The 25,136-nt window shown below is 37.6% G+C and carries 25 protein-coding genes; 5 read left to right on the top strand and 20 right to left on the bottom strand.

Annotated features, from left to right (window positions below):
* Positions 1-127: 127 nt before the first annotated feature.
* The 3 genes from rny to ACVWM0_RS01565 all read right to left on the bottom strand — a co-directional run bounded on the left by rny (position 128) and on the right by ACVWM0_RS01565 (position 4,254).
* Complete coding sequence (gene rny, locus ACVWM0_RS01575; protein WP_476472903.1) at positions 128-1,681, bottom strand: ribonuclease Y; 1,554 nt, start codon at positions 1,679-1,681, stop codon at positions 128-130.
* A gap of 219 nt (positions 1,682-1,900) precedes the next feature.
* Positions 1,901-2,950, bottom strand: a complete 1,050-nt coding sequence (gene recA / locus ACVWM0_RS01570; protein ID WP_476472902.1) for a recombinase RecA — start codon at positions 2,948-2,950, stop codon at positions 1,901-1,903.
* Positions 2,951-3,042: 92 nt separating this feature from the next.
* Positions 3,043-4,254 carry a competence/damage-inducible protein A gene (locus ACVWM0_RS01565; RefSeq protein ID WP_476472901.1) on the bottom strand — a complete coding sequence of 404 codons (1,212 nt, stop codon included), beginning with the start codon at positions 4,252-4,254 and terminating at the stop codon, positions 3,043-3,045.
* Between the two features lie 177 nt (positions 4,255-4,431).
* Between ACVWM0_RS01565 and sdaAB the strand changes: the two genes are divergently transcribed.
* Both sdaAB and sdaAA read left to right on the top strand, forming a co-directional pair.
* Complete coding sequence (gene sdaAB / locus ACVWM0_RS01560) at positions 4,432-5,091, top strand: L-serine ammonia-lyase, iron-sulfur-dependent subunit beta (RefSeq protein ID WP_476472900.1); 660 nt, start codon at positions 4,432-4,434, stop codon at positions 5,089-5,091.
* A 12-nt stretch (positions 5,092-5,103) separates the two neighbouring features.
* Positions 5,104-5,979, top strand: coding sequence for an L-serine ammonia-lyase, iron-sulfur-dependent, subunit alpha (gene sdaAA, locus ACVWM0_RS01555; RefSeq protein ID WP_476472899.1), 876 nt, complete (start codon positions 5,104-5,106; stop codon positions 5,977-5,979).
* 50 nt (positions 5,980-6,029) lie between these two features.
* On the opposite strand, the gene ACVWM0_RS01550 is transcribed toward sdaAA, so the two are convergent.
* The 7 genes from ACVWM0_RS01550 to rpmG form a co-directional block, all read right to left on the bottom strand.
* On the bottom strand, positions 6,030-7,679 hold the full coding sequence (locus tag ACVWM0_RS01550) for a peptide ABC transporter substrate-binding protein (protein WP_476472898.1): 1,650 nt from the start codon (positions 7,677-7,679) through the stop codon (positions 6,030-6,032).
* Positions 7,680-7,698: 19 nt separating this feature from the next.
* Complete coding sequence (locus ACVWM0_RS01545; protein WP_476472897.1) at positions 7,699-9,072, bottom strand: transglutaminase-like domain-containing protein; 1,374 nt, start codon at positions 9,070-9,072, stop codon at positions 7,699-7,701.
* Positions 9,073-9,246: 174 nt separating this feature from the next.
* Positions 9,247-10,623 carry a Na+/H+ antiporter NhaC gene (nhaC, locus tag ACVWM0_RS01540; protein ID WP_476472896.1) on the bottom strand — a complete coding sequence of 459 codons (1,377 nt, stop codon included), beginning with the start codon at positions 10,621-10,623 and terminating at the stop codon, positions 9,247-9,249.
* A 374-nt stretch (positions 10,624-10,997) separates the two neighbouring features.
* Positions 10,998-11,840, bottom strand: a complete 843-nt coding sequence (locus ACVWM0_RS01535) for an alpha/beta hydrolase (RefSeq protein WP_476472895.1) — start codon at positions 11,838-11,840, stop codon at positions 10,998-11,000.
* A 51-nt stretch (positions 11,841-11,891) separates the two neighbouring features.
* Positions 11,892-12,434: a transcription termination/antitermination protein NusG gene (gene nusG / locus ACVWM0_RS01530; protein WP_476472894.1), complete on the bottom strand. Its 543-nt coding sequence runs from the start codon at positions 12,432-12,434 to the stop codon at positions 11,892-11,894.
* A gap of 110 nt (positions 12,435-12,544) precedes the next feature.
* Positions 12,545-12,712 carry a preprotein translocase subunit SecE gene (gene secE, locus ACVWM0_RS01525; protein ID WP_476472893.1) on the bottom strand — a complete coding sequence of 56 codons (168 nt, stop codon included), beginning with the start codon at positions 12,710-12,712 and terminating at the stop codon, positions 12,545-12,547.
* Positions 12,713-12,725: 13 nt separating this feature from the next.
* Positions 12,726-12,878, bottom strand: coding sequence for a 50S ribosomal protein L33 (rpmG, locus tag ACVWM0_RS01520; protein ID WP_476473634.1), 153 nt, complete (start codon positions 12,876-12,878; stop codon positions 12,726-12,728).
* 171 nt (positions 12,879-13,049) lie between these two features.
* On the opposite strand from rpmG, the gene cbpA reads away from it, so the two are divergent.
* Positions 13,050-13,685: a cyclic di-AMP binding protein CbpA gene (cbpA, locus tag ACVWM0_RS01515; RefSeq protein WP_476472892.1), complete on the top strand. Its 636-nt coding sequence runs from the start codon at positions 13,050-13,052 to the stop codon at positions 13,683-13,685.
* A gap of 35 nt (positions 13,686-13,720) precedes the next feature.
* Here cbpA and ACVWM0_RS01510 read toward each other — a convergent pair whose 3' ends face one another.
* Positions 13,721-14,245 carry a QueT transporter family protein gene (locus ACVWM0_RS01510; RefSeq protein ID WP_476472891.1) on the bottom strand — a complete coding sequence of 175 codons (525 nt, stop codon included), beginning with the start codon at positions 14,243-14,245 and terminating at the stop codon, positions 13,721-13,723.
* Positions 14,246-14,389: 144 nt separating this feature from the next.
* On the opposite strand from ACVWM0_RS01510, the gene ACVWM0_RS01505 reads away from it, so the two are divergent.
* Positions 14,390-14,848, top strand: coding sequence for a GNAT family N-acetyltransferase (locus ACVWM0_RS01505; protein WP_476472890.1), 459 nt, complete (start codon positions 14,390-14,392; stop codon positions 14,846-14,848).
* A 44-nt stretch (positions 14,849-14,892) separates the two neighbouring features.
* On the opposite strand, the gene ACVWM0_RS01500 is transcribed toward ACVWM0_RS01505, so the two are convergent.
* The 8 genes from ACVWM0_RS01500 to ACVWM0_RS01465 all read right to left on the bottom strand — a co-directional run bounded on the left by ACVWM0_RS01500 (position 14,893) and on the right by ACVWM0_RS01465 (position 22,879).
* Positions 14,893-16,203 (bottom strand): hypothetical protein, encoded by a 1,311-nt coding sequence (locus tag ACVWM0_RS01500; RefSeq protein ID WP_476472889.1) that lies wholly within the window; start codon positions 16,201-16,203, stop codon positions 14,893-14,895.
* Positions 16,204-16,334: 131 nt separating this feature from the next.
* Positions 16,335-17,261, bottom strand: coding sequence for a nitronate monooxygenase (locus tag ACVWM0_RS01495; protein ID WP_476472888.1), 927 nt, complete (start codon positions 17,259-17,261; stop codon positions 16,335-16,337).
* A gap of 78 nt (positions 17,262-17,339) precedes the next feature.
* Positions 17,340-18,566 carry a hypothetical protein gene (locus tag ACVWM0_RS01490; RefSeq protein WP_476472887.1) on the bottom strand — a complete coding sequence of 409 codons (1,227 nt, stop codon included), beginning with the start codon at positions 18,564-18,566 and terminating at the stop codon, positions 17,340-17,342.
* A 60-nt stretch (positions 18,567-18,626) separates the two neighbouring features.
* Positions 18,627-19,280, bottom strand: a complete 654-nt coding sequence (locus ACVWM0_RS01485) for a 3-oxoacid CoA-transferase subunit B (RefSeq protein WP_476472886.1) — start codon at positions 19,278-19,280, stop codon at positions 18,627-18,629.
* Positions 19,280-20,011, bottom strand: coding sequence for a CoA transferase subunit A (locus tag ACVWM0_RS01480; RefSeq protein WP_476472885.1), 732 nt, complete (start codon positions 20,009-20,011; stop codon positions 19,280-19,282). The genes ACVWM0_RS01485 and ACVWM0_RS01480 overlap by 1 nt, the downstream gene beginning before the upstream one ends.
* A 9-nt stretch (positions 20,012-20,020) precedes the next feature.
* Entirely contained in the window at positions 20,021-20,803 is a 783-nt protein-coding gene (locus tag ACVWM0_RS01475; protein WP_476472884.1) for an enoyl-CoA hydratase-related protein, read from the bottom strand.
* A gap of 15 nt (positions 20,804-20,818) precedes the next feature.
* Complete coding sequence (locus ACVWM0_RS01470; protein ID WP_476472883.1) at positions 20,819-21,670, bottom strand: 3-hydroxybutyryl-CoA dehydrogenase; 852 nt, start codon at positions 21,668-21,670, stop codon at positions 20,819-20,821.
* Between the two features lie 30 nt (positions 21,671-21,700).
* The gene (locus ACVWM0_RS01465; RefSeq protein WP_476472882.1) at positions 21,701-22,879 is read right to left on the bottom strand and encodes an acetyl-CoA C-acetyltransferase; all 1,179 of its coding nucleotides are present in this window, start codon (positions 22,877-22,879) and stop codon (positions 21,701-21,703) included.
* A gap of 293 nt (positions 22,880-23,172) precedes the next feature.
* Here ACVWM0_RS01465 and ACVWM0_RS01460 point away from each other — a divergent pair, with 293 nt between their 5' ends.
* On the top strand, positions 23,173-24,084 hold the full coding sequence (locus ACVWM0_RS01460; RefSeq protein WP_476472881.1) for a LysR family transcriptional regulator: 912 nt from the start codon (positions 23,173-23,175) through the stop codon (positions 24,082-24,084).
* Between the two features lie 46 nt (positions 24,085-24,130).
* Here the strand turns inward: ACVWM0_RS01460 and ACVWM0_RS01455 are convergent, their stop codons facing one another.
* Entirely contained in the window at positions 24,131-25,060 is a 930-nt protein-coding gene (locus ACVWM0_RS01455) for a nitronate monooxygenase (RefSeq protein WP_476472880.1), read from the bottom strand.
* Between the last annotated feature and the right edge of the window lie 76 nt (positions 25,061-25,136).

Raw genomic sequence — 25,136 nt, 5'->3', positions numbered from 1 at the left:
AACACCGTCTCCTTTAGATAGTATGCATACTATCTATGTAGTTTAAAAATAAAATGTCACTTCATACATTATCACTTTTTTATTGATTTAACAATGTTTTAAGATGTATTTCCTCATATTTGAACGTTTACTTAGCATAATCCACAGCGCGAACTTCTCTGACAACAGTCACTTTAATATGACCTGGATACTCTAATTCACTTTCAATGCGTTTTCTAACATCTCTTACTAGTAAAATAGCTTCATCATCTGTCACTTCTTCAGGCTTAACCATGACACGAATCTCACGTCCTGCTTGGATAGCAAAACTACTTTCAACTCCTGGGAAATCATTGGCAATGCCTTCTAATTTCTCTAAGCGTTTAATGTAATTTTCTAAGGATTCACTTCTAGCTCCTGGTCTAGCGGCTGATAAAGCATCTGCTGCTGCAACCAATACGGAAATAACAGAAGTTGCTTCTACATCCCCGTGATGGGAAGCCACTGAATTAATAACAACTGAATTTTCTTTGTATTTACTTACAAGCTCTGTCCCAATCTCTACATGCGAACCATCTACTTCGTGATCCAATGCTTTACCGATATCATGTAACAAACCAGCTCTTCTTGCTAACACTGGATCTTCACCTAACTCTTCGGCAAGTACCCCAGCTAATTTAGCAACTTCTATCGAGTGATTCAGTACATTTTGTCCATAACTTGTTCTAAATCTCAAACGTCCTAAAATCTTAATTAAATCTGGATGTAATGAATGGACCCCTACTTCAAAGGCAGCGTTCTCGCCATATTCACGAATACGTTCATCCATGTCTTTACGTGCTTTTTCAACTTGTTCTTCAATCCTAGCTGGATGAATGCGTCCGTCTTGGATTAGTTTTTCTAATGCCATACGAGCAACTTCTCGTCTCACTGGGTCAAAACCAGATAACACGACTGCCTCAGGTGTGTCATCAATAATTAAATCAATACCAGTTAATGTTTCTAATGTTCTGATATTTCGACCTTCACGACCGATAACTCGACCTTTCATGTCATCATTAGGTAAATTAACCACTGTTACGGTTAATTCTGATACCTGATCCGCTGCACAGCGTTGAATCGCTAAGGACAATAAATTCTTCGCTTTACGGTCTGCTTCTTCTTTTGCTTTTTGTTCGCTATCTTTAACAATCATTGCTCTTTCATGCGTTAACTCTTCTTCTGTTTCTTGCATGATAATGTTTTTCGCTTCTTCTTTACTCAAAGTAGCAATTTTTTCTAACTCTACTTGCTGCATGTCAATCAGTGCTGACACTTCTTTTTCTCGCTCATCAATTAATTGTTTCTTAGAATCAATTTTAGCCTCTTTGTCTTCCAACGAGCGTTCACGATTTTCTAAAGAGTCACTCTTACGATCAAGATTAGCTTCTTTTTGCAATAGTCTATTTTCTTGATGTTTTAGTTCTGCTCTTTCTTCCTTCAGCTCACTTTCGATTTCTGCACGGTAATGCTGATTCTGTTCTTTCGCTTCTAACAACAACTCTTTTTTCAGAGTTTCAGCTTCTTTTTTAGCATGCTCAATGATTCCTGCGGCTGTATTTCTAGCCCCGTCCATTGATTTCTCATGTTGAGATTTTGCAACAAAATAACCGACTGTTAGACCTACAATCAATCCGATGATAGTGAGGAGTACCAATACCATAAAAAAACACCTCCGGACTATCTCCATTTATTTTTATATGTAGATTAAAAGTAAAAAATATTACTAAATCGTGCTCTACAGGCACGAGTATATATATTAAAACTATACAACCTTTATTCTAATCTTTGTTAAAAGGAGTGTCAACTTAAAAAAAGAGAACTTTGGCGTTAAAAAAACGTGAAAGGAGCTGCTTCACCCACCTTCACGTTTTTATTTTATTTATTCTTCGTCAATGTTTAACTTCTCAGCATCAACTTCTACTGTTTCTTCAACGGGTGCGTCATCAATATTGTACGCAATACGTACTTGTTGATAAATTTCTTCCATCATCTCTGGATGCTCTTTTAAGAAATTTTTCGCATTTTCTCGCCCTTGTCCAATACGCTCATCATGATATGAATACCATGCGCCACTTTTATTGACAATGTCTTTATCTGAAGCCATATCAATCAATTCACCTTCTTGAGAGATACCTTCTCCATACATGATATCCACTTCGGCTATTTTGAAAGGCGGTGCAACTTTATTTTTAACTACTTTAATCTTCGTTCTATTTCCAATGATATCCGTCCCTGATTTCAACTGCTCTGCACGACGTACCTCTAAACGGACAGTAGCGTAAAATTTAAGAGCACGTCCACCTGGTGTAATTTCCGGGTTACCAAACATAACCCCAACTTTTTCACGAATTTGGTTAATGAAAATAGCAATGGTTTTTGTTTTATTGATAGTTCCAGATAATTTACGTAAAGCTTGCGACATTAACCTTGCTTGTAACCCAACGTGAGAGTCGCCCATCTCGCCGTCAATTTCTGCTCTTGGTACTAAAGCAGCTACTGAATCGACAACAACAATGTCAATGGCACCACTTGATACCAATGCTTCCGCAATATTCAACCCTTGCTCACCTGTATCAGGTTGAGAAAGTAATAATTCATCAATATTAACACCTAAGGCTGCTGCATATTTTGGATCTAACGCATGCTCAGCATCGATAAACGCTGCTGTTCCGCCTTCTTTTTGTACAGAGGCAATAGCGTGAAGTGCCACTGTTGTTTTACCTGAACTCTCTGGTCCGTAAACTTCTATGATTCTCCCTCTTGGATAACCACCTACACCCAATGCTGAGTCTAAGGCAAGTGAACCACTGGAAATGGTTGATATTTGTGTATCAATTTTTTCACCCAGTTTCATAACGGAACCTTTACCAAAATCTTTTTCTATTTTCTTAAGTGCTGCATCTAATGCCGCTTTTCTATTATCAGACATCCGTGTGCCTCCTTCGCTTTGTCTCTTACTTATATATCATACTTTTTTTATTAACAAAAATCAAGAAGAAAGCGAATATTTGTTCGCCTTTTTTAAATTAATTGTCTTAATTGATTCAAACTTCGTTTTACTGCACCATCTACAATATAATCTCGTTCTCGGTTAATCAGATATTCCTCAACATCAATTCCTGACTCACTTGATACAGCAACAATGATTGTACCTACAGGCTGAGACCCATCTGTTCGATCTATGATAGCATCCACGCCTAAGCCATAATCAGCCCCCACAAGCTCCCGGCTACGTTCAGCCATCTGCATTGTAGACTCTTTCGTAACATCACCGTTATCAGTATGCAAGAATCCCTTTTTACTGGCATTTGAACTCAGTACTACACCACCTACACACACCTCTTCATAACCAGGTACACGTGATAGACGTTCTAAACAAGCACCACCTGTCATTCCCTCTACAATAGAGATTGTTTTACCTTTCTGAGCCAATTTTTTCAACACGACATTCTCTATGCTATTGTGTTCCCCGTAACCATAAAAATAACTCCCTACACGCGCTTGTATTTTTGCTTCCACCTCATCTAACCACTCATTGGCTGTCTTTATCGACGCATGTTTAGCAGTTAAACGAAGCATCACTTCATTAGAATTAGCATAAGGTGCAATAGTAGGGTTCGTCTGTTTATCCATTAAATCTTCCAAATCTTTAGCAATTTGAGATTCTCCAATCCCCATAAATCTGAGATATCTGGAAACAAGATGCGTTTCTTCCGGCAACCGATTGATTAGAATTTCTTTTAACTCACTTTCCATCATGGCTTTTAATTCCCTCGGCGGACCAGGTAATAACACATAACACGTTTCTTCAAAATCATACAGTACACCACAAGCGAGTCCTGCTGGATTTTGGAGCGTTATCCCCCCTTTTATCGTTAACCCTTGTTTTTTATTGTTCTCTGTCATCGGTCTTTGACTGCCTTCAAAGAAATCAAGCACATGTTGTAAGCCATATTCATCGTATTCTAAAGAAGAGGAGACATGACGAGCCACAACTTCTTTGGTTAAATCATCCTTCGTCGGTCCAAGGCCACCACACAATATCACTAAATCACTTCGTTTATGCGCCCTTTCAAGTTCATCTAGTAACCGGTGTTCATTATCACCAACTGTGGTTTGATAGAACACATCATAACCAATATCAGCCAAGTATTGGGCGATATATGTTGCATTAGTGTTTACTATTTGACCTAATAAAATTTCAGTACCTACAGTAATCATTTCAGCTTTCATCTTTACTCTCCTCATTGTCAATATACGCTATTTCCTTCTTATTATTTTAGCATAGTTAAAGAGAGTTCATAAAATATTCCGTTCTTCTCTTTTTTTGAGCCTCACATAGAATAAAAATGCCCCAACCTATGGTAAAATAAGCGTACTGTATGTTTAATCTGAGAGGGGTTATAAAAAATGGGACAGTATAAAAGTGTTTTTGATATTATCGGGCCTGTCATGATTGGTCCTAGTAGTTCACACACAGCCGGTGCTGCTAGAATCGGAAAAGTCGTTAGACGTATTTTCGGCCAACAACCTGAGCAAGTCGATATTTACCTATATGAATCATTCGCAAAAACGTACCGCGGACACGGGACAGACATTGCCTTAGTCGGTGGGTTACTAGATATGGAACCAGACGATGAGCGATTAGCTGATTCTTTAAAAATTGCTTATGAAGCAGGGATGGAAGTTTGTTTTGTTCCTAAGAACGAAAAGGCAGACCACCCTAACTCTGTTAAGCTAATCGTTAAAGGAAATGGTAGAACCCTAAGTTGTACAGGGATTTCCATTGGTGGTGGCGCTATTCAAATCTCTGAATTGAACGGTTTTAAAATTAATTTAGATTTATCTACGCCGACGTATTTAACGGTTCACCAAGATAAACCTGGTGTCGTAGCAAATGTCACTCGCATCTTATCAGAACAAGGTATCAACATTAGCACCATGACCGTGACCAGAGAATCAAAAGGTGAGCACGCTATCATGATTATCGAAGTCGATGAACGCGTAGAAGGACTAACAGAGGTGTTAAAAGAGGTGACAGATGTCCACGAAGTGAGTTTCTTTGGATAAGGAGAGAATAATATGTTTGAAACAATTGAAGAATTAGTAGCATTAGCCCATGAACATGGCTCGATTTCAGAAGTCATGATTACAACTGAAATGGAAGTATCACAACGCTCTAGGGAAGTCATCATTGAGCACATGGAGCGTAATTTAACCGTTATGATGGCTTCCATTGAAAAAGGTGTCAAAGGCGTTACCTCTGTTACCGGTTTGACAGGTGGCGATGCAACACGTATGAAAGATTACATTGATAAAGGTGATTTTTTAAGCGGCAAAACCATCTTAACCGCAGCTCAAAATGCGATTGCCGTTAATGAAGTGAATGCTGAAATGGGCCTAATCTGTGCGACCCCAACCGCGGGCAGTGCTGGTGTGGCAGCTGGTGTGCTTTCTGCATTAAATGACGAACGTCACCTAACATTAGAACAACAACTTAATTTCCTTTTCACTGCAGGAGCTTTCGGTCTTATCATTGCTAACAAAGCTTCTATTAGTGGTGCAGCTGGCGGTTGTCAAGCTGAGATTGGTTCAGCAAGTGCCATGGCAAGTGCGGCCCTTGTTGAAGTTTGTGGTGGGACTCCCGAACAATCTGCTCAAGCAGCAGCGATTACGATTAAAAACATGCTCGGCTTAATTTGCGATCCTGTAGCTGGTCTTGTAGAAGTTCCTTGTGTTAAACGTAACGCTTTAGGCGCGTCTCAAGCGTTTATCTCTGCCGATATGGCTTTAGCAGGTATTACTAGTGTTATCCCACCAGACGAAGTGGTAGAAACAATGCACCGCGTCGGAATGCAAATGCCAAGCATCTTCAAAGAAACAGCTGAGGGTGGCCTAGCTGCTTCAAAGACAGGAAAAGAAATTATGGAACGCCTATACTCGAAAGGTTCCAATTAAATAAAAAAAACAAGTTTCTTCTATATAATATATAGAAGAAACTTGTTTTTTTATTCTGTTAATTCAGCGTGTTTTAACGTTGCTGTCGCACCAAACCCATGATAGTCAATACCAACTAATCCTTGTCGTCTTAATTGAACACGTGCTTCTTGAAATAAAGGTACAATCGCCGCATCTTCTTCTACCATTATTTTTTCTGCCTTCACAAGAGTATCCCAACGCTTTTCTAAATCATTCGCGTATTTATTTGCTGCATCTTCTAATAAAGCATCATATGTACCATTAGAATAGCCACTGTTATTACCTGTTCTCAGATTATTTAAAAACGTCGTAGGGTCTTGGTAATCTGGTCCCCATGTCCCAACAGCTAATTCATAGTCCCCTTTTTTGGTTAATTCAATAGAATTTTGAAGAGGCACTGTTTTAATAGTAATTGTTAGGCCTGGTAGAGTTTCTTCTAATTGCCCTTGAATAAATTCTGCAATGCGTTTGTCCTTGTCTCCATCTTTTGCTAGTAATTCGATTTCTATTTTACCGTCTAACTCTTTTTTAGCTTTTTCAATGTATTCTTGCGCTTTTTCAGCATTAGTAACAGCTAAATCACCAGCATCTGTTCTAAAATCTACTCCTGTCTCAGGATTCGAAACAAATTGATTTGGTACAAAACCGTAGACTTCTTTTGAACCATCCGCTACAATCAATTCTGCTAGACTTTGTTTATCTAAACCATATGCAATAGCTTTTCTTACATTTTCATTCGCAAAAATAGAGTCCTCATCATTTCTAACTTGATTCAATTTTAAGTAATAAATCTTAGAACCTTGTATGGCATTAAAATCTGGATTATCTTTATTATTTGTCGCTAAATCACCACTTAAAATAGCCACATCCAACTCCCCTGATTCATATAAATTATAGGCAGTATTCCCTTCCTTGATCACTTCAAAATGTAATTTATCAGCTTTCACTTCATCAGGAGTATGATACTCATTATTTTTTTCTAAATCCCAGTTCATAGATGCTTGATTCCAATTTTTAATGACGAATGGGCCATTAGACACAATATTCTCACTAGATGAACCATAATCTTTCCCTTGTTCTGTTACAAAGGATTCATTTTGTGGAAAGAAAGGTGAGAAAGTTAGCAGTGAGGTAAAATAGGCTACTGGTTTTTCTAATTTTATTTCCAACGTATAATCATCTAATGCTTTCACACCTAATTCAGAAACCTCTTTTTTACCATTAATAATATCTGTACCATTCTCTATGGTTCCCTCTAATAAAAAGAAATAGTTAGCTTGATTCTCAGGATTGACTAATTTATGCCAAGCAAATACAAAGTCATGAGCTGTAACAGGATCTCCATTTGTCCATTTACTATCTTCTCTAAGTGCAATCGTATATGTTTTTCCATCTTCAGATATCTCAGGTAAATCTTTTGCCACTCCAGGTAACACGTTATCTTCACCATCTAATTGATATAGTCCTTCAAAGACATTAGTCTGTACATTAATACTCGCTTCATCTTGAGTAAAGATAGTATCTAGCGAACCTACTTCAGTTTGTTCCATCAAATTAATTACCTGACCCATATTCCCTTTCTTATCTGCCTTTTTTGTTTCATTATCCGTCTGAGAACAACCAAACAACACTAAGACACTCAACAAGGCCATACTACTCTTCCATACTCTCCCTTTCATTGTTTCATTCCTCCTCTTTCTATCTAATTTCCTTCATTTCAATCAATTCTTGCGTTACCTCTAATTGAGAATAAAGTAACCCTAAACCTTCATACTCAAATTCACCTCGTTGATTGTCGATTGGATCTGCTCTGAATCCTTGTTTGCTTGGGTTAAAATCTTGTTGAATGCTGCTGTTAGCCACCATTCTAAAAACATCTAGATTACCATAATAATAATCCCATCTCTGCAAATTGCCATTCCGATAAGCCCCACCAGCAAAAGATAAATCAGCAAAAACCCAACCATAAGGTGCTACGTAAAATTGAGCCCAATCATGACACCCTGTATAATAACTAGATACATATAATCCAGATTGCCATTTAGCTGGAATTCCAGCCATGCGACATAAGGTGATAAAAAGAATTGCTTGAACCCCGCAATCCCCTTTAAGATTAACGGCTGCGTATTCAGAGATATTAGGGATAGTCACATACTCTCTCATAAAAGAATAATTGACTTTAGTTGTCACAAAATCAAAAATAAGTCGAGATTGTTTTATCGGGTTGTCCTCTCCCTCTAATATCTCCTCCAATAACCATCTTAAATAAGGGGTAAACGCCATATGTGGCAACTCTTCTGATAGATCCGTTGTAATATCACAAGCTTCAGATAACTCAGGATCCAATGTGGTGTACTTAACATGGTTCGTGTAACGGTATGACACAGAAAAAATCTGATCTTCCTCTAAAACTGCCTCAAAACAAACCGTTCGTTGCTCTTCTGTTTCAGGTGCTACAAAAATAGCTTCTGGATTAGTTTGAATAATCTCGATATCCGATAGTTGCTGACACTCTTTTGGAATAGGGAGATATACCTTTACTTTCTCCCCCACTTTTTCGTATTCTTTTTTCACTTTGATACTCGCTTGGAGATGAATGGAGACTTCTCGCTCCCCTTGTTCTTTCATCTTTATGACATTTTCATCTAATTCAACTTGGCGCAGTGATTCTATGTTATTTTCTTCCACATGACGATAACGCTCTGCATACTCTTTTTGCGTTTTCACTAAATTAGCTAAGAATCGACGTTGAAAAGCAGGCTCTCCGTTTACATACATCCAATCAACTTTTCCTGTTGCCTTTAATCCTTCTAACTCAACTGCTTCAAAGTCCTGAACCGATTCTTCCATTAGTGCTACAGCCTCTTCAAAAGAATACGGGTATTCATTCATCCCCATGACAGTCAGCGTCTCTAATTCTATTTCCAGACGTTTTTTTAAAGCTTTTGGTGTGGCTTCTTTGTCTAATAGAAAATGAATCAACTCTTTAGCTCCCTCATAATCACCATAATGTTTCATTTTTTCCACATCTTCAGGCAGTGGCACACTTAAATAACTTAAATCATACATCATAGAAACGATTTCCTCCTTATGTTTACAGTTAAGTAACATTTGTTTTCTTAATTGTTCTCTATGGTAAGCCTTGATATTATCAAAGTCAATCCTTTTATTAAAAATAAATTAAAATATACTAATCTTATTTTAATGAAAAAGAACACTCTAAAAAATAGAGTGTTCTAAACTGACTTAATTTTCTTGGTATTTCACACCAATACCAGTCACAGCACTTAGCATAGAAAATACTGGTGATAATAAACTGAAGAAAACAAAAGGAAGGTAAGTCATCGTTGGTACGCCAAAGGTATTGGCCACAAAACTTCCAGCAATTCCCCACGGTATTAGGTAGTTAATCACCGTCCCTCCATCCTCTAGTGTTCGACTTAAGACAACAGGATCCAATTTCATTTTACCGTAAACATCTTTAAAAGCATTCCCTGGCAAAATAACTGACAGGAATTGTTCCCCAATAAAGATATTAACCCCAATGCTTGATAACAATGTGACAATAATAAGCTGTTTTGGTCCGCTCAATTTACGTGCTAACGCTTCAATCACCGTACTCACTAAACCAACTTCCATCAAAATACCACCTAATGATAATGTTAGAATAATTAATAGGACCGTTGGCATCATACTATTGATACCTCCCCGAGATAACAATAAATCAATTTGTTCGTTGCCTGTAACTGAAACAAACCCGTTTTCAATGACACCTGCTAATTCTGGTAGAGACACGCCTCTTCCTTGAAAAATAATCATTAATACAGCAACACCCACATTCAACAGAATGGTCACAATTGCCGGAATTTTTCTCCAGGCACATAATAACATCACCACAATAGGCAATAAAGACCAAGCTGAAATCGTAAAGTGTGATTCTAGTGTGCTAATGACAACCGCAATATCACTCAAATCAGCACTACTGCTATTAAATCCTAATACAGTGTACAAAATTAAAGAAACCAGAAATGCTGGGTACGTTGACCAACCCATGTGTTTAATATGGTCAAACAAATCAGAACCTGCGATAGCTGAAGCTAAGTTAGTAGATTCAGATAAAGGAGACATTTTATCACCAAAAATGGATCCAGAAGCAATTGCTCCAACTACTAAAGCTGGATTTAAACCAAGCGTTGTTCCAATACCGAAAAAGGCAATACCGATAGTGGACATAACGGTAAAGGCACTACCTACAGCACTTCCCACGATTGCACATACAATAAACACTGACGGAACAAACCAACGGACACTAATTAACTTGAAGCCAATGACCATCAAAGTAGGGATAATACCAGCTTGAATCCATACCGCAATTAAAGCCCCTACCAGTAAAAAAATAAAAATAGGAATAATCCCTGGCTTTAATCCTTTGACAATCCCTTCGTTAATCAACATCAAGGGTAACCTTTTAATCACAACATATAACATGGTAATGCTAATCGCGCCGAGTATGGCAATGTTTGGGGATAGTTTAAACCCAATCACACTCACCGATATACTTAATATAATCACTAATAATACCAAACTTGCCTCTAATAAATTAATCTCATTTGTCTTTTTCATCTCTCAAACTCCTCATATTGTTGTTTTAGTTACTCAAAATACAACAAAACGACAATATCGAATCACTCCGCCACAGCTCATCATACTTTCCCCTCCTAAATCTAAAATAAAAATAAAAAAAATCCGCCCTTATCTTATTGATAAGGGCGAATTTGAATTCACGGTACCACCTTAATTAAAAGCACACTATTCCTTGCTTTTATCTCTAACGTTCTCATATTTGCATGTACTTAATTAGTGTAATTCAAAAATAAGTCAGGTCGATTTTCAGTACCCATCGACTTTCTAATGACTGGCTCTTATTTTCTACTGGGCTAATAAGCTTAAAACTTAATGACTATCCTATCTACTTTATGACTAAATGTCAACTCTTTTTATTTCCACAATTCATTTATGACTATTTCATCTACTTGTTTATTTTCATGTAACCCACTGTGATCAACGTTTTCACCCGTTAAAATATAACTACTTACTTTGTTTCCATTCTTTTTTAATCCTGCATTAATTGCAACAGCACTTCCTACTGGAACAGTTCCATCACTCAGGTCGGTATCAGATAATTGTCCACCAATCAAAGCCATTCGAACAGTGGATGGTATGTCCTTCACCGATGCCTCAATGTCTTCCATACGATCAGATAACTCTTCTGGCCCTTCAAGCATTTCTGTTTTTAATTGTTCCATGCTTCTCGTTTCTACAAATTCATTGAAAGGAGAACCAATCGCAATCAGTTGATTCACCTTTGCTGCCCCTTCAATGTCACCACTCATTAAATAACGCAGTGTTGAGACTCCTCCCATAGAATGTCCCACCACATTGACTGACGTTACTTGCTCTTCTTGTGCCAAAGTAACAAGTATTCGTTGGAGCCATAAACTTTGTGTCCATTCATCTTTTTCATTGTCTTCAAACAGCACTTGAATCATCGGATTCGTCGCTTCCTGTGTCAATTCTCCCTCTTTTTCAACCTGCCCCTCAGGCGTCACTCGAATCGTCATTTCTTTATCAGCAACCCCTTGTTTTTCCAAACGTGTCATCATTCCGCCTAGAGAATAAGACGACCCTCTGTAACCATGAATAAATAACGTAGGCATTTCTGTTTTTTTAACAACTACTTCCTTATTTTTCGGTTCTTTCTGGGTCACTTTAAAGACATTTCCACACCCTGTTACAACAAGCAATAGCATCAATAACACACTAAGTCTTACTTTTTTCATTCTCTCACACCCTCATTATAAAAATAAAAAAACCGATAAATTATCGGTTTTTTACAGTTTGTCAATTTGATCAAAATCAAGTTCAGTACTTGTTTCTCTACCAAACATGTCAATATTAACTTTAAGTTTTTGTTTTTCCGTATCAATTTCAGTGATTAAACCAGTTAAACCTGAGAATGCTCCGTCAACAATCGTAATACTTTCGCCTAATTCAACATCTAGATCAGCATGACGTCTACTAATACCTAGTTTATTTAAGATATGAGCGATTTCTTCATCTAATAAAGGTGCTGGTTTACTACCCGCTCCGTGAGAGCCGACAAACCCTGTTACACCTGGTGTATTTCGTACAATGTACCAAGAATCATCTGTCATGGTCATTTCAACTAAGACATAACCAGGAAATGTTTTTTTAGCTGTTACTTTTTCTTTGCCGTTTTTAATTTCACGTTCTTCTTCTTCAGGAACAACTACACGGAAAATAAAATCTTCCATGCCCATGCTTTGTGCACGTGATTCGATGTTTTGTTTTACTTTGTTTTCATAACCTGAGTAAGTATGTAACACATACCAGTGTCTTTCAAAAGATTCCATTTAGATTAACCTTCCTTTTCATGATAAAATAAAAAAACCTCAGATATCCGAAGTTTTTCCTATCCACATAATTATAGCACTACACCAAGGTTCTGGCTAGTGATTAATGCTTAAATAAAGAATTTAAGTAATTCGCCTAAACCAAAATCAACAACAGCGAAAAACGCAGCAAACAATAAGGTTGATTGAATAACTGTGATTACGTCTTTTGTTAGTTTTTGACTTGAAGGCCAAGTAACAATTTTCATTTCATCTTTAACACTTTTTAAAAATTTCATGATGTCAACTCCTTTATTTCGTTTCTCTATGCAGCGTATGTTTTTTACAGTATTTACAAAATTTCTTAACTTCTAATCGCTCTGTACGATGAGCATCATTGACTGCTTTAGAATAGTTTCTAGATCCGCAGACTGAACAAGCTAATGCTGATTTTCTTGGGGCCAAAATAGTATCCTCCCACTCTATTAATAACCCTTTAAATGTATCATCAAATGACCACCTTGTCAAACACCTCTAACCTATCTTTTGTTGTATTTTTTTCACATAACCTAATATGCTTCTTACTTTAGTTATGGTATTATTAAGTATAACCAAAAATGAAGGGAGATTGTTACCATGTTAATTGAATCAGTTTGTATTCCAAAAAGACAGTTAACCACCGTCAACGAATCTTGTTCTTTAGAAGATGCTTTAAAAATCTTAGAAGAATCAGGTTTCAGATGTGTTCCTATATTAGATGAGTCTGGAAAGATTTTTAGAGGGAACATTTACAAAATGCATATTTATCGCCATAAATCAGAAGGCGGCGACATGCAATTACCCGTAACACACCTATTGAAAAATTCAACCAAATTTATACCTTTGGATTCTTCATTTTTCAAAATATTCTTCACCATTAAAGAATTACCGTACATCGCTGTCCTTGACAGTAACAATCATTTTTACGGTATTTTAACTCACAGTGGCTTATTAGGGATTTTATCGCAATCTTGGAATGTTAAAGAAGGACGCTTCGCATTAACCATTGCTTCCACTGGTAAACAAGGTGATCTAGCGGCAATGACAAAAGTCATTTCTAAGTACTCTGATATTGCTAGTTGCATTACCTTAGATGTGGGTAAAGACGAGTACATTCGTCGGACAATTATTACACTTCCAGCTGATACACAAAAAGAAACCTGCGATCTTATCGTGAAAGCATTAGAACGCAAAGATTTCTACGTTGCCACAGTAGAAGACTTACAAAAATAACAAAAAAGGATGACAAATGTCATCCTTTTATTTTTTTAAAATCGATCAAATTTAACGGTTTTATTTATATAATAAATAACTGGGGCAGAAATACTCATAATAATTGCTTCACTCAAGAATAATGAGCCATAAATTGACCAAAAAGCACCTGAGCCAAGAGTAATGTCACCCAATAAACAAATCATAATAGCAATGAGCACCATACTTACTGAAAACACAATAACATTCAGAATCATGCGCTTAATATCACTCTTAATCCATTTAGCAGATGCTGCTGTAATTAGTAAGGCAATCAATGTTTGACCCCCACCAAAGAATACATCTAGCATCCCTCCTGTAGAAAAGAATAAATTAAACATAACAACACCTGTTACAACACCCCACAGTAGTTTTTTGTTAAAAACAACTATGTGATTCAAACTTTCTGATAATCTGAATTGGATAGGTCCTTGTGCGATCGGTGCTACAGCTACAGTTAATACGACATACAATGCCGCAATTAACCCGTTCATAATGAGTACTTGCGTATTATTTCGCGTTTGTACTTCTCTTTTTTCCATTTTTCTTCCTCCTCCTAGTTTTGATATCGCAGGATGGTATCAACGAACTGCGTGTTGTGTACAACGTTTATTATCCTACTCCTTTCTTATCTGGTTGTCAAAGGGTATTAAAGCTTTTATAATAAATAACGAGGTGATTCATTCATGACGATGAGACAAATAACCAAAGAAGAGGCCACAGCGGCACATTATGACTTGTTGCTAGAGGCCGACCCTAGTAGATTAGCCCTAGAAGATTATTTAAAGCGCGGTATTATTTACGAAAAAAAACACAATCAGCAATTAGTAGGCGTTTTAGTCTTACTAGCCACACGTCCTAAAACCTTAGAAATTGTTAATATAGCCGTACACCCGGACTACCAAAATAAAAAATTAGGTCAAAAGCTATTACAATTTGCGATGGATTATGCCAAATCCCATTCTTTTGACACCTTAGAAATTGGTACTGGTAGCACGAGTTTCATGCAGCTTTACCTCTATCAAAAAGTAGGTTTTAGACTGACTCATATTGACCGTGACTTCTTTTTAATCCATTATTCAGAACCAATTATAGAAAACAACTTGGTCCTCAAAGACATGGTTCGATTGTCCATGACTTTATAAAAAACACCCCATTTGCGTGAACAGCTCACACAAATGGGGTGTTTTTATTTTTTCCGACTTACAGCCATTGGCCATTTATCAAAGAAAGTATTCATAAATAACATTGGCATCATATAAACGAACTGTCCACCCATAATACCAAGCATCGGATGACCTAGACCTAAGTCATTCCCTCCAAATGGCCATAAATGAACCGTCTTGATCCAAATAACACCTAATACACTTCCTATAACTAAAACAATCGCTAACTGAGCTAATATGCGTCCTAGAGTAGAAGGCATCACTTCTTTATTCGGGTAATCATCAAAATGATGGTGCCATGTTAGTAAGACATTAATAATCGTTAAAGTGAAGGACGCCACAGCCAAATCTGGTGCAATGGCTACAGAATCTGCTAAAGGTGTCAACAAAGCTCTTAACAATGGTAAACATAAAAAGGCGCCTAACAAAGCGATAACCAAACCAACCAAACCAGACCAAGGTTGTTTACTTGTTACAAGTTTTTGTGGGTACCCCTCTCCGCCTTCTGCAGGTAGTAAGAAAAAGAAGATAAATAGCTGACACCATGCCAAGGCTGTACTCCAATCCCCAAAAGGTTGCTGTGTCACTTGGACTCCGTCTATCTGTAAAGTGAAGAAACTTGGGACGATGAAGAAGATCCAGACAACCGTTGCAAGGAATAATCCTAAGAACAGCGTGCCAAAACCAGTACTAAACCCATCACTATTTTTTCTATTAAAAGGATATTTCCCAAATAAGCTCGTTAATGGTATTTGAGCTAATATGACAGCCAAAGCAAAGAAATTAATGGCTGCCCATCCTTTGATACCTAATAAAGCTTGTGTCTCATCTACGGGTCTAAACAGAGCATTAAAACTAAATGGTTCCCACCACAATCCTAGTAATGAACTAAAAATAATAAAACCAATCAAACCTGTGGCTAATGCCATTCCTGTATATCTCAACCCTGCCATCGGTTGCTTTAGTCCTGGTTTATCTTTTCCATAGTTACCTAAGCTTAAGGTAAACCATACCCACGTAGAAATAACCATCCAGAAAAAGCTTCCTTCAACGGATTCTTTCAAAAAGTGAGCTTTCACTTCTGGATTTAACCCACTTACCGCACTACCTCCAATAAGTAAAATGATTCCTTGCCATACATTAGACCAAACTACCCAAAATAAAGAAACAATAACAAGCAATACCCCTACTGTTACTAACCCACTGAGTACAGGCTGTTTTATTCTCTTCTCCATTACAAATGTCTCCATGATCGTCTCCTTTGTATCAATCGCATTCTGTCGATTGATGGTCATTTTATTCTTAATGTTCTGACTATTTATCATAGCCTTCATTGTTCTCCTTGCGCAAAGGACACCTTAAATCTAACCTGAAGGGAAAGCGATTACAAATTAATAAAATTAAGAGTATCTATTACCAAAAATAATAGAAACAAAAAAACACTCCCTTCACGAGAGTGTCTTATCTACAATTTAGGTAAATCAATGCGTCGATACACTCTTAATATCTCTTGATGTATCTCTTCAACGCTTCTAATTTCTGAAATATTCCCTAATATTTGACCCGCCATTAGAGAACCGTTATCAACATCACCTTCTACAACCGCTTTTCTTAAAGAGCCCATCGTTAATTTTTCTAATTCTTCTCTAGGTACATCTTTATTTTCTAATTCTAAATAATGCTGGGTCATATCATTTTTTATAGTACGTACAGGAGCGCCATTCTTACGTCCAGTCACCACTGTAGATGTTTCGATAGATTCTATCACTTTCTCTTTAAAACTCTTAGGAATAGGACATTCTTTTGAAGCTAGATAAACGGTTCCCATCTGAACGCCTTCTGCCCCTAGAGCAACCGCAGCAGCTAATCCTCTACCATCTGATATTCCTCCAGCTGCAATGACAGGAATAGAGACAGCATTAGTTACAGCTGTTATCAAAGGCATTGTTGCTACTTCTCCAATATGACCACCGGCTTCCGTCCCTTCTGCTACAACCGCATCAGCACCAATATCCTCCATTTTTTTCGCTAACTTAGCACTGGGTACAACAGGGATAACAATCACTCCAGCCTCTTTCAATCGAGGCATATATTTTTTAGGTGTTCCTGCTCCAGTTGTGATTATATTCACATGATTATCTAAAATAACATTGACTATCTCGTCACAATTATCCATCATTAACATGATATTCACTGCAAATGGCTTATTGGTGATAGCCCTTGTTTTTCTAATTTCTTCCGTTAACTGCTCTGCCGTCATTCCACCTGAGGCAATAATTCCTAACCCACCAGCCTCTGACACCGCTCCAACTAAAGACGATGTTGAGATTTGCGCCATAGCTCCTTGAAATATCGGGTAGTCAATGTTTAAAAGTTCTGTTATTTTGGTCATTTTGTTCTCCTCATTTCTTTTTAGTTATTACTATTAAAGAGCTAGAGCAGAAACTCTCTAGCTCATGTCATCCCTAAGTTATCCTTTAACACTCTTAGCCATTGGCCATTTGTCAAAGAAAGTATTCATAAATAACATTGGCATCATATAAACAAATTGTCCACCCATAATACCTAACATTGGGTGTCCCATGCCTAGATCATTACCACCAAACGGCCATAATTGAACCGTTTTTATCCAGATAACTCCTAAAATAGAACCAACTACAATAACAATAGCCAGCTGAGCCATGATTCTTGGGAAAGCTGAAGGTATCATGTCTTTGTTAGGATAATCATCAAAATGATGATGCCAAGTTAACAACACGTTAATAATCGTTAACGTAAAGGATGCTACCGCTAAGTCAGGTGCAATATCCACTGAATTAGCTAATGGCGTTAGAATAGATCGCAAGATAGGTAAGAAAATAAACGCGCCTGCAACAGCAATACCTAATCCTATAAATCCTCCCCATGGTTGTTTCGTTGTTACTAATTTTTGTGGGTATCCTTCTCCACCCTCTGCTGGGATTAAGAAGAAGAAGATAAATAACTGACACCATGCAAGAGCTGTTGGCCACCCACCAAATGGGGCAGATGTAATAGCAACGCCGTCAATTTGTAAGGTCATAAAACTTGGAACGATAAACACAATCCAATTAAACAAGGCTAAAAGTAACCCTAATGTTAGCGTACCAATCGCCACAGTCCATGGCTCTTTACTGTATTTACTAAATGGGTACTTCCCAAACACACTAACCAATGGAATTTGCGCTAAGATAACAGATAGTGCAAAGAAGTTAATCGCTGACCAGCCTTTAATAGCTAACAAGGCTTGGGCTTCACTTCCTGGTCTAAACAAGACTTGCCAACTAAATGGTTCCCACCATAAACCTAAAAAGGTAACAAAGAAAGCAAAACCTGCAATCCCTGATAGAAAAGCCCACAATGTATAACGTGTGCCTGCTTGAGGTTGTTGTGTTGTTTTAGCATACTTCCCATAGTTGCCCATGTTTAATGTAAACCAAACCCAAGTAGAAATAACAATCCAGAAGAATGTTCCTTCCACTGCCTCTTTTAAGAAATGCCCTTGAACTTCTGGACTCAAACTAGAAACAGCACTACCACCAATGGCTAGAATGATAAACTTCCACACATTTGACCAAATAATCCATCCTACTGATGCAATAACCAAAATAAGAATAAATGAGATAATACCACTTAGTAGTGGATTACTGATCTTTTTTTTCATTGTATAATTATCCATAACCTTCTCCCTTTTCAATATAATAAACAAGGGGGAATCACCCCCTTGTCAGGTGATTCCTTAGATAGTCATTTCTTTCACATCTTCAGAAACAATCACTGTTGCTTCTGTTTTTTCTAACACCTCATCCACAGTCACACCAGGTGCTGTTTCTGTTAACAATAACCCACCTTCAACCACTTCAAACACAGCCATATTAGTGATGATTAAATTAACCACACCTGCTGCTGACAATGGTAGTGAACAGCTCTTCAATATTTTTGAATTGCCTTTTTTATCAGTGTGTTGTAACGAAGCCACTACTTTTTTAGCTCCTACTAATAAATCCATTGCGCCACCCATCCCTGGTGCTAAAACACCTGGGATTAACCAGTTAGCAATGTCTCCATTTTCTGCCACTTCAAGTGCACCTAGTACGGTCATATCAACGTGACCCCCACGGATGATAGCAAAAGATGTTAACATATCAAATGTTGATGCCCCTGGTAAAAGAGTAATAGGTGCGCCACCTGAGTTACCTAAATCAGGATCTGAGGTTTCAGCTGTTGGTGTTGCACCAAAACTTAGAGCACCGTTTTCTGCTTGTAAGAAAACATTAACGCCTTCAGGAATATAGTTAGCAGCATCGTTTGGAATACCAAATCCCAAGTTCACCACTGAGTTATTTGTAAATTCTTGTGCAATACGTCTTGAAATTATTTCTTTTGGCTTCATTACTCTACCTCCACTTTTAATTGGTTCGTACTTGACCATAATTCGTTAAAGTATTCTTTTGATTCTAATAATGTGTCACCTTGAACGATATAGTCCACTAATGGTCCTGGTACTTCCACATCATCCGGAGCAATCTCTCCAACTTCAACAATTTCATTTACCTCAGCAATGACTGTTTTTCCAGCTAAAGCCATTTGAAGAACTGCAGATTTTGAGGTACCTCTTGATTGGATGTTTCCTTCTTTGTCTGCTTTGAACCCTCTAATTAAGGCATAATCTGCTTTAAGAGGTGTATAAACTAGGAATTTTTTACCGTCGATTTCCATTAATTCATGGTCTTCTTCTTGTTGTGTTCCGACACCAACAGGCGTAACAACTGCTCCTAAACCAGCACCACCTGCATGGATACGCTCTGCTAACGTTCCCATTGGACAAAATTCAACTTCTGTTTCATTGTTTAAATATTGACGGCTCAATTCACGAGATGTTCCTACGTGAGCACCGATGTATTTTTTCACTTGTTTATTTAAGAACAATTCTTCAATGTCATGCGCTTTTCCTGGATAAGATGCCACTGACATAATTAATGTTAAGCCATTAATTTCTTTTTTTGTTGCTAATTGTTCGATTAAACGAATAGGAGAACTAACTCCTAAGAATCCTGAAATCATAAGACTTGAATCTGGTTTGATTAAATCAATAGCTTCATCAACTGTTTTAATTTTATTCATGATAATCTCCTATCTGCTCTCAAATTTAGCTTTACGTTTTTCCATGAAGGCATACATACCTTCTTTTTGATCTTCTGTAGAGAATAAAGAACCAAATGATTCTGCTTCATAGTCGAGTGCGTGACGTAAATCTAAATTAATGCCATCATTCATCACTTTTTTACCAAACTCAACAGCTAATGGTGCTTGTTTAGCTACTTTATTAGCATATGTCATGGCTGTTTCTAATAATTCTTCTTGAGGAACTACTTTGTTTACTAAACCAATTTTTTCTGCTTCATTGGCATCAATGATGTTACCAGAGAAAATTAATTCTTTCGCTTTAGCCATTCCTACGGTTCTAGACAAACGTTGTGTTCCACCAAATCCTGGAATAATACCTAGTCCAACTTCTGGTTGTCCAAACTTCGCATTTTCTGACGCATAACGTATATCTGCAGATAAAGCTAATTCACACCCACCACCTAAGGCAAAGCCGTTAACAGCCGCAATAACTGGCACTCGGAAGTTTTCTAATTTCGAGAAGACACGGTTCCCTTTTTGAGAGAAAGCACGAGCTTCTAATGTTCCCATATCTGACATTTCTGAGATATCAGCACCAGCAACAAACGCTTTTTCACCGCTACCTGTAATAACAAGTGCTTTAATGCCGTCGTCTTCAATCTTATCTAATAAGATATCTAAAGCATCTAAAACTTCTGTGTTTAACGCATTTAAAGCTTTAGGGCGATTAATCGTTAAAATCCCTACGGCTTCTTCTCTCTTGTAATCCACACATGACATTGTACTCATATTATCTTGTCCTCCCTATTTATAATCAAAGAATCCTTTGCCTGACTTACGGCCTAACCAACCAGCTTCCACGTATTTTTGAATAATTGGTGCCACGCGGTATTTAGGATCTTTAAATCCGTCATATAAAACGTTCATAATAGCTAACACCACATCTAGTCCAATTAAGTCAGCCAATGCTAGTGGCCCAATCGGATGATTTGCGCCAAGTTTCATAGCTGAATCAATTTCTTCTGCTGTTGCTACTGATTCACTTAATACAAAAGCTGCTTCATTAATCATTGGAATTAAGATACGGTTCACCACAAAGCCGTAAGAATCTTTCACTTCTACCCCTGTTTTCCCAATAACATCAACGGTTTCTTTAATCATTGCTTGTGTTTCTTCTGATGTGGTTAAACCAGAAATAACTTCTACTAATTTCATGATTGGTGCTGGATTAAAGAAATGCATACCAATCACTTTATCAGGACGTTTCGTCGCTAAAGCAATTTCTGTAATAGAAAGAGATGACGTATTTGTTGCTAAGATAGTGTGCTCTGCTGCTAACTCATCTAATTGTTTGAAAATGTTTAATTTGATGTCTTTTCTCTCAGTCGCAGCTTCTACTACTAAGTCAACTTCTTTAACAGGTTCATAAGTCGAACACGTTTCAATGTTTCCTAATACCTCTGCTTTTTTCTCTTCTGTCATGCGTTCTTTTTTGACAAGTGATGATAATTGCTTATCAATCATGGCAAAGTTTTTTGCTACGATTTCTTCTGAGATATCATTTAAATAAACTTTCATCCCTGCTTTAGCAAAGACTTGGGCAATCCCGCTTCCCATTTGACCTGAACCAACAACCATAACTGTTTTGATTGACATATGACACTCTCCTAAATTTTATTAATCGATTTATCTTTCAACAATCAGCGATACACCTTGGCCGCCACCGATACATAGCGTCGCTAGACCTGTTTTCGCCTCACGTTTTTGCATTTCATGTAGTAAGGTAACTAACACTCTCGCCCCACTTGCTCCAATTGGGTGACCTAAAGCAATGGCTCCACCGTTAACGTTAACGATGTCTGTGTTTAATTCTAACTCTTTGATAACGCTAAGCGCTTGTGCTGCGAAGGCTTCGTTCGCTTCAATTAATTCTAGGTCTGACACGGTCATCCCCGCTTTTTCTAACGCTTTTTTAGTGGAAGGGATTGGACCTGTTCCCATGATTTTTGGATCGACTCCTGATGTTGCGTAAGACTTAATGGTTGCTAATGGTGTTAAGCCTAATTCATCTGCTTTATCTTTACTCATCACTACCAGAATAGCCGCTCCATCATTAATCCCTGAAGCATTACCTGCAGTCACTGTTCCGTCTTTTTTGAAAGCTGGACGTAATTTAGCGAAATTTTCTTTGGTACTACCAAAACGAGGGTATTCATCAGTATCCATCACAATGTCATCTCCACGACGCTGTGGCATAGTGATTGGAACGATTTCTTCTTTGAAACGACCTGTTTTGATGGCTTCTTCTGCTTTATTTTGACTAGCCGTCGCTAATGCGTCTTGTTCTTCACGAGTGAAACCATACTTTTCAGCAATATTTTCTGCGGTAATTCCCATGTGAATCCCGTCAAAAGCATCAGACAAACCATCTTTAATCATCGTATCGATGACTTGACCATTTCCCATGCGTTGACCCCAACGTTGGTTATCAATCACATAAGGCGCTTGACTCATGTTCTCAGTTCCCCCTGCAATGACCACATCATTGTCACCACTAACAATCGATTGAGCCGCTAGCATCACTGTTCTTAATCCTGAGCCACAGACTTGATTGATTGTCATAGCTGGTACTTCTTTTGGAATCCCGGCATTCATGGATACTTGACGTGCGACGTTTTGTCCCATGCCTGCGTTTAAGATATTACCTAAAATCACTTCATCCACTTGTTCTGGAGCTAAATTTAATTGTTTCAAGGATTCTTTAATCACATCAACCCCTAAATCTACTGCAGAATAATTTTTGAAAGCACCTCCATATGATCCAATGGGTGTTCTTAATGCTGATACAATTACTACTTCTTTCATCCGTTTAGTCACCTTCTACTTTCGAATAATAGTATTCAAATTTGTTTGCGCAAACTTCACTTATAAATTTACCTCTAAATGTAAGGGTTTACAATTTAAGAAAAGTTATCAAGTCATTAACTTTCACTAATAGTCTTTATATAACAACGGTTACATCCGTACATTTGTGAATTAATTTGATTTAATGGTGTGTTTATTGTAAAAAAGAAGAACTTGTCAGACTTTTCAGACAAACTGTTTGGAAATAGAGGTATAATGGAGAGGATAACATACACAAAAAGGATGATAGACATATGGATATTTATCAATTAGATTATTTTATCACTGTGGTAGAATCTGGGGGTAGCTTGACTCTCGCTTCAAAAAAAATTAATATTTCACAATCTGCCTTAAGCCAAATGATTTCTAACTTTGAAAAAGAAGAAGGCGTTGAGCTCTTTTATAGAGAAAAGGGCCGTTTATCCGAGTTGACCCCTTGTGGAAAAGATTTTTATCACTATGCTTTGCAAATTACCAAACTCCACTCAGACATGAATGAAATGATCCGACGGGCTTCTATGAAGAAAAAAGGGGAAGTACGTATCGGCATTCCCTCTTTAATTTTAAGGTTATATTTCACTAGTTTTTTCACAAAGTTTATTGTTAAAAATACAGATGTCAAAATTGAAATTGTCGAAGGTGGCTCAAAAGAACTCCTACAATATTTAGTTAAAGGTGAACTTGATTTAGCCGTATTAATAGAACCTACTTTTTTAAGTAAAGATAAGTTTGAATCTTACCCCTTAATCCAAGACCAATTTGGTGCTTTTTTAAACATCGAGCACCCTTTAATCCAACATGAACATGACTCCTTGGAATGGGATGACATTGAATCTTATCCTGTCGCTTCTTTCAACGACTCCTTTTTAAGTTATGACCTGATTAAAAACCAACTGAAAAAAGAGCAAAATTCAACAGATATGGCATTTACCTCCTCTTCGTGGGATTTTTTAATCGAAGTAACAACGGAATCCAATGCCATTGCACTCCTACCAACCTCTATTAAGTGGTATACAGATGACCAGACAAAAATGCTTCCTTTTGCGGATCCCATTCCGTTTGATGTCGTCTTATGTCGTCCAGTCAAAGAGTCATATACTAGTATTGAACGTTATATAAAGGGTGCTATTCTAACCTGCTTTGCTAATCGAAAACCAATGCTATAACAAAAAAAATCACTACAGCTTTATCAGCCTGTAGTGATTTTTTTATTTAGTTCAATACAGTAATTTCTAACTCTTTCAATTCTTTAATCACCGTGTCATGAAACGTTTGAACCGTTTGGATTTTATCTAGGTTACCTGCAATTTGACCTGCCATGACAGATCCTGTTGTGATATCCCCTTCAATAACAGCTCTATCTAAAGAACCCAATGTTAATTTTTCTAATTCTTGACGGTCCACGTCCCCGTCTTCCATTTTTCGATAAATATCGGTCATCTCATTACTAATGGCTCTGACTGGTGCACCAAATTTGCGCCCCGTTACGACAGTATCTGTTTCAGCAGAAGCCATAACTTTTTCTTTATATGCCATAGAAATAGGGCATTCTTCTGTGACTAAATAGGCCGTGCCCATTTGTGCCCCTTTTGCGCCTAAAGCGAAAACTGCAGTAATGGAACGGGCATCAGAAATGCCTCCTGCCGCAATGACTGGAATATCTAGAGCTCTTACAGCACTTGATACTAAAGGCAACGTTGAGACTTCACCAATATGCCCACCTGCTTCTGTTCCCTCAGTAATGACTGCATCTGCCCCTAAGTCTTGCATTTTTTTAGCAATCGCAACATTAGGGACTACTGGTATAACAATGATCCCAGCGTCTTTTAATTTAGACATAAATCGTTTTGGACTTCCAGCACTCGTTGTAACGATGCTAACGTCTTCCTCAATCACAACGTCGACTAATTCATCACAATTATCCATCAAAAGAACAATATTTACAGCAAAAGGCTTATTTGTCCCTGCTTTAACTGCTCTGATTTCTTCTCTTAATTTTTTAGTCGTCATGCCTCCGGAAGCAATCGTTCCTAGACCTCCAGCTTCTGATACTGCGATAACCAGTTGGTGCGTTGATATTTTAGCCATAGCCCCTTGGAAAATTGGGTACTCAATGCCTACTAATTCTGTTATGTTTTTCATGATGTTACTCCTTCTTATCTTTTGATACTCTCACTTATCGTCATCACAGGAAGGTTCTTTCTTATAAAAATACCCT

It is taken from the genome of Vagococcus sp. 211 (assembly GCF_056322705.1).
Note: the sequence above shows the minus strand (reverse complement) of the source record. Positions and strands in the feature narration are given on the sequence as shown.